Origin of the sequence: Hydrogenophaga sp. (genome assembly GCF_022844385.1) — a bacterium.
Lineage (GTDB): Bacteria > Pseudomonadota > Gammaproteobacteria > Burkholderiales > Burkholderiaceae_C > Hydrogenophaga.
Map to the genome: position 1 here is coordinate 1 of NZ_JALHLX010000135.1, position 8,878 is coordinate 8,878.

8 protein-coding genes are annotated in these 8,878 nt (G+C 68.3%); 3 read left to right on the top strand and 5 right to left on the bottom strand.

The window, feature by feature from the left end; genetic code table 11:
- Positions 1-1,173: ATP-binding protein (locus Q0C59_RS16725; RefSeq protein WP_291217610.1), on the top strand; the 1,173-nt coding region annotated here is incomplete at its 5' end.
- On the opposite strand, the gene Q0C59_RS16730 is transcribed toward Q0C59_RS16725, so the two are convergent.
- The 3 genes from Q0C59_RS16730 to Q0C59_RS16740 are packed head-to-tail and all read right to left on the bottom strand — an operon-like array spanning position 1,170 to position 2,969.
- Positions 1,170-1,595: a PACE efflux transporter gene (locus tag Q0C59_RS16730; RefSeq protein WP_291217627.1), complete on the bottom strand. Its 426-nt coding sequence runs from the start codon at positions 1,593-1,595 to the stop codon at positions 1,170-1,172. The two genes, Q0C59_RS16725 and Q0C59_RS16730, sit on opposite strands and share 4 nt — an antisense overlap.
- 15 nt (positions 1,596-1,610) lie before the next feature.
- Positions 1,611-1,910 (bottom strand): hypothetical protein, encoded by a 300-nt coding sequence (locus tag Q0C59_RS16735; protein WP_291217613.1) that lies wholly within the window; start codon positions 1,908-1,910, stop codon positions 1,611-1,613.
- Positions 1,911-1,970: 60 nt separating this feature from the next.
- Positions 1,971-2,969: a sodium-dependent bicarbonate transport family permease gene (locus Q0C59_RS16740; RefSeq protein ID WP_291217615.1), complete on the bottom strand. Its 999-nt coding sequence runs from the start codon at positions 2,967-2,969 to the stop codon at positions 1,971-1,973.
- Positions 2,970-3,041: 72 nt separating this feature from the next.
- Between Q0C59_RS16740 and Q0C59_RS16745 the strand changes: the two genes are divergently transcribed.
- Entirely contained in the window at positions 3,042-3,962 is a 921-nt protein-coding gene (locus Q0C59_RS16745) for a LysR family transcriptional regulator (protein ID WP_291217617.1), read from the top strand.
- Between the two features lie 9 nt (positions 3,963-3,971).
- Here the strand turns inward: Q0C59_RS16745 and Q0C59_RS16750 are convergent, their stop codons facing one another.
- Positions 3,972-5,363 (bottom strand): GntP family permease, encoded by a 1,392-nt coding sequence (locus tag Q0C59_RS16750; protein WP_291217620.1) that lies wholly within the window; start codon positions 5,361-5,363, stop codon positions 3,972-3,974.
- Positions 5,360-6,451: a patatin-like phospholipase family protein gene (locus tag Q0C59_RS16755; protein ID WP_291217622.1), complete on the bottom strand. Its 1,092-nt coding sequence runs from the start codon at positions 6,449-6,451 to the stop codon at positions 5,360-5,362. The genes Q0C59_RS16750 and Q0C59_RS16755 overlap by 4 nt, the downstream gene beginning before the upstream one ends.
- A 114-nt stretch (positions 6,452-6,565) precedes the next feature.
- Here Q0C59_RS16755 and dinG point away from each other — a divergent pair, with 114 nt between their 5' ends.
- Complete coding sequence (dinG, locus tag Q0C59_RS16760) at positions 6,566-8,878, top strand: ATP-dependent DNA helicase DinG (protein ID WP_291217625.1); 2,313 nt, start codon at positions 6,566-6,568, stop codon at positions 8,876-8,878.

Here is an 8,878-nt window from a genome sequence, read left to right on the forward strand (position 1 = left end):
CGGTCGCTGGTGCAGTTCACCATGCAGGACATCACCCTGCGCAAGCGCACCGAGGCCGCCCTGCAGGAAAGCGAGGCCCGGCTGAAGGAAGCCCAGCGCATGGCCCGCGTGGGCAACTGGAAGCGCGACCTCACCACCGAAGAACTCACCTGGTCCGACGAGATCTTCCGCATCTTCGAGGTGGACCCCTCGGTCAAGCCCAGCTACAAGGCCTTCATCACCCGGGTGCACCCTGAAGACCGCACGCTGGTGACCAGCACCTACCAGCACTCGGTGGACACACGCGAACCCTACGAACGGGTGCACCGCCTCCTCATGCCCGACGGACGCGTCAAACATGTGCGGGTGGCGGGCTTCACCGAGTTCGACGGTGACCTTGCGGTGCGCAGCGTGGGCACGGTGCAGGACATCACCGAGGTGCACACGGCCGAAGAAGCGCTCAAGCGCCTGAACGAAGAACTGGAACAACGCGTGGCCGAGCGCACGCGAGAGATGTCGGTGCTCAACCGCGAGCTGGAAGCCTTTGCCTACAGCGTCTCGCACGATCTGCGGACGCCTTTGCGCAGCATCGACGGGTATGCCAGCCTGCTGGAAGAAGAGTGTGGGGTGCTGCTCAACGACGACGGCAAGGCCTACGTGAACCGCATCCGCACCTCGTCAAGGCGCATGGGCCGGCTCATCTCCGACCTGCTGGCGCTGGCTCACCTCAACCGCGCCGAGTTGCGGTACGAGCCGGTCGATCTCACGCGCTTGGCGCACGCCATCGCCCGGGAACTGGCCAGCACCGACCCGGCGCGCACGGTTCAGTGGCGCATCGATGAAGGCATGCAGGTGTGGGCCGACGCCGGGCTGCTGGGCGTGGTGTTGCAGAACCTGCTGGGCAACGCCTGGAAATACACCGGGCAGACGGCCAGTGCGGTGATCAGCTTCAGCCACACCACCCTGGACGACGGCACGGTGGAGTTTTGTGTGCGCGACAACGGCGCCGGTTTCGACATGGCCTACGCCGAGCAGCTGTTCGAGCCCTTCAAGCGCCTGCACGCCCACCACGAATTTGAAGGCTCGGGCGTGGGCCTGGCCACCGTGCACCGCGTGATCGAGCGGCACGGCGGGCGGGTGCGCGGCGAAGGATCGGTCGGCCGCGGGGCCGCGTTTTACTTCAGTCTTCCCTAGGCCGGTCGGGCCGAGGCTGGCAGGCCGAACACAGCGTCAAACGCCCAGTTGAACGCGAAGGTGTAGACGAGGAAGAAGACCACGAGGGCCAGGTCCATCACCAGCGCCTGCCACAGACCGATGCCCAGCCACCACGCGATCAGGGGCACCAGCATGAGCACCAACCCGGCCTCGAAGATCACGGCGTGCGCCACGCGGCGCTTGACGCTGCGGCCCTTCACCAGCTGACCTGACTCCCAGCGTTCGAACAGGCTGTTGAACACCAGGTTCCACACCACGGCCACCGCCGAGGTGGCGGTGGCCAGTGCACCGCTGGCCATCAGGCTTTCGCCGGACATCAGCATCAAACCCAGACCCGCCAGCGCAATGGCGAGCACCTCGTACAGGCTGATGTAGACGACGCGCCGCCAGATCCCCTGCAACTTGGGCGCGCTCACTCAGAGCGGGTCGTGCAGGGCTTTGGACAGGGCGGCGATGTTGGCCGCGCTGGGCACCTGCGGCTTCACCTCGTCCTCGGCGGCGGTGGCGTTCTCGTGCGCCTGGATGGCGTTGACCATGTCGTACTGCGTCTCCCACACCAGGGTCTTGCCGGGTGGGCAGAGGTCGCGCACGGTGCCGAACCAGTAGTAGCCGTCGTTGCCGCCAAAGAGTTTGTCGATGCCCCCGGCGTCGCCCGTTTTGAGGCCGTGGGCGGAGAGGATCTGGGTGAGCTTGTGGTGGGAGACGGAATAAGGCATGACGGGTCAGTGTTCGTGTGGGCCGGCGAGTGTACCGAAACGCACGCCTCGCTGCAGGCTCTAGCCCAGGACGCGATGTGCCAGGCCGACGTACAGCGGAATGCCCACCACGATGTTGAAGGGAAACGTGATGCCCAGCGACATGCCGAAGTACAGGGCGGGCTGCGCTTCGGGGATGGCGTGGCGCAGCACGGCGGGCACGGCGATGTAGGAGGCGCTGGCGGCCAGCACCATCAGCAGCGCCCCGTTGCCCGGGCTCACGCCGGCCACCAGGGCCAGGCCCAGCGCCAGCGCGGCATGCGCCAGCGGCGCCAGCAGTGCATAGCCGAGCAGCCACAACGGCTTGCCCTTGAGTTCCCCCAGGTTGCGCGCGGCGAGCAGGCCCATGTCGAGCAGGAAGAAGGCCAGCATGCCCTTGAACAGGTCGGTGGAAAACGGCGCCATCACCGCTTCGCCAGCCACGCCGGTGACCATGCCGATCACCATGGCACCCAGCAGCAGCAGCTGGGCGCCGTCGGTGAACGACTCGTGCAGGATCTTTCCCAGCCGGATCGGTGCGCCAGAGCCCGCGCCCAGGGCGAGCGTGCCGCCACCGGCTGAGCCGGCCGCTGCTTGCTGGCGCAGGCTGTTGGCGAACAGCACGGCCATGATGATGGCGGGCGACTCCATCAGCGCCATGGCGGCGGCCATGTGGCCGCCGAACGCAGTGCCCTGGTTCTCCAGAAATTGCACGGCGGTGATGAAGGTCACCGCGCTGACCGATCCGTAGGTGGCGGCAATCGCGGCGGCGTCGAACCCGCCCAGGCGCCGCTTGAGCAGCTGGTAGCTGATGGCGGGAACCACCACCGCCAGCAGCACGGCCAGCCCCAGCGTGGTGGCCACCTCGGCGGTGAGTCCCGATTCCGCCAGCGAAAAACCGCCTTTCAGCCCCAGCGCCATCAGCAGGTACAGCGACAGGAAGCGCGAGATCTGGGGCGGGATCTCCAGGTTGGATTTGACGGTGCCGGCGAGCAGGCCGAAGACGAAGAACAGGATGGCGGGGTCGAGCAGGTTGGGCATGGCCGCGATGCTAGGTGTGCTGATCAATAATTGAAAATCAATTAATCTGATTGTTTCCATCGATCAAAGACTATGAACTTCACCTTCAGGCAGCTGCGGCTCTTTCTCGCGCTGGCCGAGCACAAGAGCATCACGGCGGCCGCTCGGGCCTGCCATGTCACCCAGCCCACGGTGTCCATGCAGCTCAAGGAACTGGCCGAGGCCGTGGGCCTGCCGCTGTACGAGCAGATCGGCAAACGCCTGTTCCTCACCGAAGCCGGTGAGGCGCTGGTGGAGACGGCGCGCCTGATGGAAGACGACTGGGCCGCGTTCGAGCAGCGCATCGACGCCATGAAAGGCCTCACGCGCGGGCGCCTGCGGCTGGCGGTGGTGAGCACGGCCAAGTACTTTGTGCCCAGCCTGCTGGGCAGCTTCTGCGACGCGCACCCCGAGATCGACATCGCGCTGGAACTGCTCAACCGCGATGCGGTGGTGGAGCGGCTGCGGCACAACCGCGACGACCTCTACATCATGTCCATGCCGCCCAAGGACATCGACCTGGACAAACACGCCTTTTTGCCCAATCCGCTGGTGGTGATTGCCCCGGCCTCGCACCGGTTGGCCCAGCGGCGCGAGTTGGCTCTGGCGGATCTGACGGCGGAGCGTTTCATCATGCGTGAGCGGGGCTCGGGCACGCGCCTGGCCTGCGACGCCCATTTTGTCGCCCAGGGTTTTGTGCCCCGTGTGAGGCTGGAGCTGGGCAGCAACGAAGCCATCAAGGAAGCGGTGGCCGCCGGCATGGGACTGGCGGTGGTCTCGCGCCATGCGCTGGCTGCTCCCCTGGCAGATCAGCGGCTGGTGGAACTGCCCGTGGCGGGTTTCCCGGTGCAGTCCAACTGGTGGACGCTCTACCCGCGCGGCAAGCGCCTGTCGCCGGTGGCCGCGGTGTTTCTGGAACACATTGAACACTCCGCGCGCCGGGGCTACGACCAGCGCTTGAAAGCCCAGCCCTGATGCCGCGCGTCAGAACGAACCGAAGGCACTGCCCAGCGTCACCACCACCGCCAGCGCCAGCAGCGGAAACAGCACCGCGACCACCAGGATGTCCAGATACGACTGGCGGTGCGTGAGGCCGCAGATGGACAGCAGCGTGATCACCGCGCCGTTGTGCGGCAAGGCGTCGAGCCCGCCGGTGGCGATGGCGGTGACGCGGTGCAACAGTTCCGGCGAAATGCCGGCGGCCTGGCCCATGGCCAGCCAGGTGTCGCCCAGCGTTTGCAGCGCGATGCTCATGCCGCCCGAGGCCGAGCCGGTGATGCCGGCCAGGATGTTGACCGCGATCGACATCGACACCAGCGGGTTGTCGGGGGCGATGGCCAGCACCGCGTCGCGCAGCAGCGCAAACCCCGCGAGTGACGCGATGACGGCCCCAAAGCCGACCTGCGATGCCGTGTTGAGCAGCGGCAGCACCGAGCTGCTGGCGCCCTGGTCCAGCGTCCTGGCCAGTCCTGTGAGGGCATGTCGTTGCAGTATCACCAGCAGCACGGTGGCTGCCGCGAGCGCGACGATCACCGCCCAGATGCCGCGCACCGCGTCGATGCTGGTGGCGCCGTACACGGCCTGCGCGAGGTAACGGGTGTCCATCGCCGGCAGCAGCCAGGTGGCCAGCAGGTAGTTGAGCGCGATCACCAGCACCACCGGGGCGATGGCGCGGACAAACGCGCCGCTGCTGAAGTCGGCGGAGGCGGTGGGTACGGGTTCGTCATCGCTGTCGCCGTAGCCTTCACCTCGCGATCGGGCACTCGCGGCGCGGCGCGTGAGCCACAGCACGCCCAGCACCAGCATCACGGCGCCGCCGATCAGGCCCAGCCCGGGCGCGGCGAACGGCGTGGTGCCGAAGTAGGGCATGGGGATCGCGTTCTGGATCGCCGGCGTGCCGGGCAGGGCCGTCATGGTGAAGGTGAACGCCCCCAGTGCGATGGTGCCGGGGATCAGCCGTTTGGGCAGGTTGGCCTGGCGGAACAACGCCGCCGCGATGGGGTAGACCGCAAACGCCACCACGAACAGCGACACGCCGCCGTAGGTGAGCACCGCGCAGGCCAGCACGATCGCCAGCACCGCGCGCGAACTGCCGAGCCCGCGCACGATGCCGTGGGCAATCACGCGCGCCGCGCCCGAGTCTTCCATGAGCTTGCCGAACACCGCGCCCAGCAGGAACAGCGGGAAGAACGCCACCACAAAGCCGCCCAGCGCCTTCATGAACACCTGCGTGTAGCTGGCGAGCAGGGGTGTGTCGGGGCTGAACAGCACCGCCAGCAAGGCCATCAGCGGGGCCAGCAGCAGCACGCTCACACCGCGCCAGGCCAGCGCCATCAGCAGCACCAGCGCGATCACGATGCCGGCGATGCTGGTCATGCCTGCAGCACGCTGGAGAGGTCGAAGCTGCTGCGCTGGCCCACGTGCTGCCGGTTGGCATCCAGCCAGCGCCCGGCCGCGTCGCGGCCGAGGTCGTGAAGCTGCGACAGAAACGCCCACTGCGTGTTGGTCTTGCTGTCGGCTCCCAGCGGCGCGAGCGATTCACCGCCGTCGATCATGTGCACGCGCAGGTCCTGCACGCGCTGGAACAGGGGTGGGCCGCCCTTGAGCGGGGCAGTGCCCACCAACTGCTGCATCAGCGCGAGCGTTCGCATTTCCTTGAGCAGGCTGGCGTTGAAGGTCACTTCGTTGATGCGGTCCAGGATGTCGCTGGCCTTCTTCGGCACGGTGTCGCGTTGCACCGGGTTGATCTGCACCAGCAGCAAATCGTCGGCCGGGCTGTCGGTGATCAGCGGCAGCAGCGAGGGGTTTCCGGCATAGCCACCGTCCCAGTAGGCCTCACCGTCGATCTCCACCGCCTGGAACATCAGCGGCAGGCAGGCCGAGGCCATCACCATGTCGGCGGTGAGCTCGTGCTGGCCGAACACCCTCAACTGGCCGGTGCGCACTTGCGTGGCCGCAATGAACAGCTGCGTCTTGTGGCAGGCGCACACACGTTTGAAGTCCACCGTGTCCAGCAACACATCGCGCAGCGGGTTGAGGTTGAGCGGGTTGAGCTGGTAGGGCGAGAGCTGGCTGCCCAACGCCGTGTTGAACTGTTTGTAGGGGGCCAGCCACGGCGCCATGAGCGCCTGCACCGGCCCGAACGCCGCGCCCAGCGGGCTGCTCTGCAGTTTGTGGAAGGGCGAGATTTCCGCCACGCGCGTCCAGAACTGGCGCAACACGCGCCGCGCACCGTCGCGCCCGCCGTCCATGAGACCGGCGGCGAGGGCCACCGCGTTCATGGCGCCGGCGCTGGTGCCGCTGATGGCCGCGATCTCCAGCCACTCTTCTTCCAGCAGGCGGTCGAGCACGCCCCAGGTGAAGGCGCCGTGCGATCCGCCGCCCTGCAGGGCGAGGTCGATCGGGAGCTTGCCGCTGGCGGTGCGGGGGGCGGACTTGCGTTTCGTGCGGGGTCGGGTGGTCATGGTCTGCATTCGAGGTCGATCTGGCGCGTTCTGTGTGGTGCATTGCACCATGTTCCCGATGCCGCCCCGGGCGTCTGGGACAATCGCGGTTTGCCCTTGGCTCAACTGCCCTGCATGTCCACCACCACCTTTGAGCCCACCGCCGACGAAGCGCCGACGCTGCCCACCGGCCCGCTGGCGCGCGAGGCCCTGGCCCTGGCGGCTTTCGATCACGTGGTGGCCCACGCCAGCGGCTACCGCGCCCGGCCTGGCCAGCGCGAGATGGCCGCACACATCGCACACACGCTCTCGGGCGTGACGCCGGGCGACGATTCGGTGGCCAGCGACGCGGCCCTGCCCGCGCGCGGCATCGCGGTGGTGCAGGCCGGCACCGGCGTGGGCAAGTCGGCGGCGTATGCGTCCACCGTGATCCCGCTGGCGCTGGCCCAGCAGAAGCGCGTGATCATCTCCACCGCTACCGTGGCGCTGCAGGAGCAGCTGATTGCGAAAGACCTGCCGGCCCTGGCCGCCACGCTGCCGCAACCGTTCAGCTTTGCGCTGGCCAAGGGGCGTGGGCGTTATGTGTGCCGCCTGAAGCTGGACCAGCTCAGCGGCGGCGACGCAGCCAGCGCCGATTTGTTCGAGAGCGACGACGCCCCGACCGACACCAGCGCCTCCGGCGTGGCCGCGCGCGCCGTGGCTTCGGCCTCGGCGGCCGCGCGCTGGCAGGAACGCGGCGTGCAGTACACCGCCTGGGCCAACGCGCTGGATGGCGGCAGCTGGGACGGCGACCGCGACCGGCTCGACGAGCCACCCGAGGGCAGCCTGTGGGGCCCCGTGGCCGCCGAGCGCCACACCTGCACCGCACGCCATTGCCCGAGCTACAACAGCTGCAGCTACTACCAGGCGCGCGCCAGGCTGGCGCAGGCGCAGGTGATCGTGGTCAACCACGACCTGCTGCTCTCCACGCTCGGCCTGCACGCGCTGCCCGCGCCGCAAGATTGCTACGTGGTGTTCGACGAAGCGCACCACCTCGGTTCGGTCGCGCAGGGCCAGTTCACCGCGTCCATGGACCTCATGCGCAGCAACTGGCTCGACAAACTGCCACGCGCGGTGGACGAGGTGGCCGGCGCGCTGGACGCGCGACCGACGTCCGACGTGGCGCAGCTCGCCAAGGATCTGAAGACAGCGCAAGGGGAACTCGCGCGCCTGGCCATGCAGCGCATCGGTGCGCTGCCGGCGTGGCTCGACCTCACCGGCCGCACGCCAGGCCGCGCGCCTGCGCGCAGCGGCTTCAACGACAACGCCCCGCCCATCGTCGACCGTTTTGATGGCGGCGCGCTGCCGCCCGAATGGGCCGAGGTGGTGGCGCAGATGCATGCCAATGCCAGCGCGCTGCTCAAGGTGTTCGAAGCCCTGGCCACGCAGCTCAAGGCGAACGCGCGCGAGAACCCGGGCGACGCTGCGCGCTGCGCCAAGCTCTACAGCCGCCTGGGCGTGCTCGCGCCGCGCCTGCAGAGCGCGCAGGAAACCGCCACGCTGTGGATGCAGGCACCCACCGACGGCCAGCCGCCGCTGGCCAAGTGGCTGGAGGCTGGTATCCACCACGGACTGGTGACGCTCACCGCACACGCCTGCCCGCTGCAGCCCGGCAGTCTGCTGCGCAACCATCTTTGGAACAAGGTGCGTGCGGCGGTGGTCACTTCGGCCTCGCTCGTGACCTGCGGCAATTTCGACCATTTCCTGCACGAGTCGGGGCTGGCGTACGACGATGCGGTGGCCACGCGCGAGGTGCAAAGCCCGTTCGACCACCAACGTCAGGGCCGCCTGGTGGTGGTGCAGACCGTGGCCGACCCGAAAGACGTGGACGGCTACACGCGCGAAATGTTGGCCTCGCTCATGGAAGACCTGCGCGAAGTGCAACGTGGCGCCCTGGTGTTGTTCACCTCGCGCGCCCAGATGCGCCAGGCGCAGGGCCTGCTGGAGCGCGGCGAACACGGCGCGCTGCGCGATCGGGTGCTGGTGCAGGGCGAAGCTTCGCGCACCGTGCTGCTGCGCCGCCACGCCGAGCGCGTGGCCGAGGGTGGGGCCTCCATCCTGTTCGGCCTGCAGTCGTTCGGCGAAGGGCTCGATTTGCCCGGTGAGCTGTGCGAATGGGTGTTCATCACCAAGCTGCCGTTTGCCTCGCCCAGCGACCCGGTGGGTCAGGCGCGCGCCGACTGGCTCAAGAGCCAGGGCCGCGACCCGTTCAGCGAACTGGTGGTGCCCGCCACCGGCGCACGCCTCTTGCAGTGGACCGGCCGCGCCCTGCGCAGCGAAACGGATGAGGCCGTGGTGGTCTGCTACGACGCGCGCCTGCTGCGCCAGAGCTACGGCCGGCGCATGCTGCAGGGGCTGCCGCCTTACCGCTTGCAACGCCGCGTGGGCGGTGTGACCAGCGACGTTTGA

What these genes read in the sequence shown, in the direction of transcription:
- dinG (WP_291217625.1), top strand. Translation starts at nt 6,566, where the DNA reads ATGTCCACCACCACCTTTGAGCCCACCGCCGACGAAGCGCCGACGCTG.
- Q0C59_RS16735 (WP_291217613.1), bottom strand. Translation starts at nt 1,910, where the DNA reads ATGCCTTATTCCGTCTCCCACCACAAGCTCACCCAGATCCTCTCCGCC.
- Q0C59_RS16745 (WP_291217617.1), top strand. Translation starts at nt 3,042, where the DNA reads ATGAACTTCACCTTCAGGCAGCTGCGGCTCTTTCTCGCGCTGGCCGAG.
- Q0C59_RS16750 (WP_291217620.1), bottom strand. Translation starts at nt 5,363, where the DNA reads ATGACCAGCATCGCCGGCATCGTGATCGCGCTGGTGCTGCTGATGGCG.
- Q0C59_RS16755 (WP_291217622.1), bottom strand. Translation starts at nt 6,451, where the DNA reads ATGACCACCCGACCCCGCACGAAACGCAAGTCCGCCCCCCGCACCGCC.
- Q0C59_RS16740 (WP_291217615.1), bottom strand. Translation starts at nt 2,969, where the DNA reads ATGCCCAACCTGCTCGACCCCGCCATCCTGTTCTTCGTCTTCGGCCTG.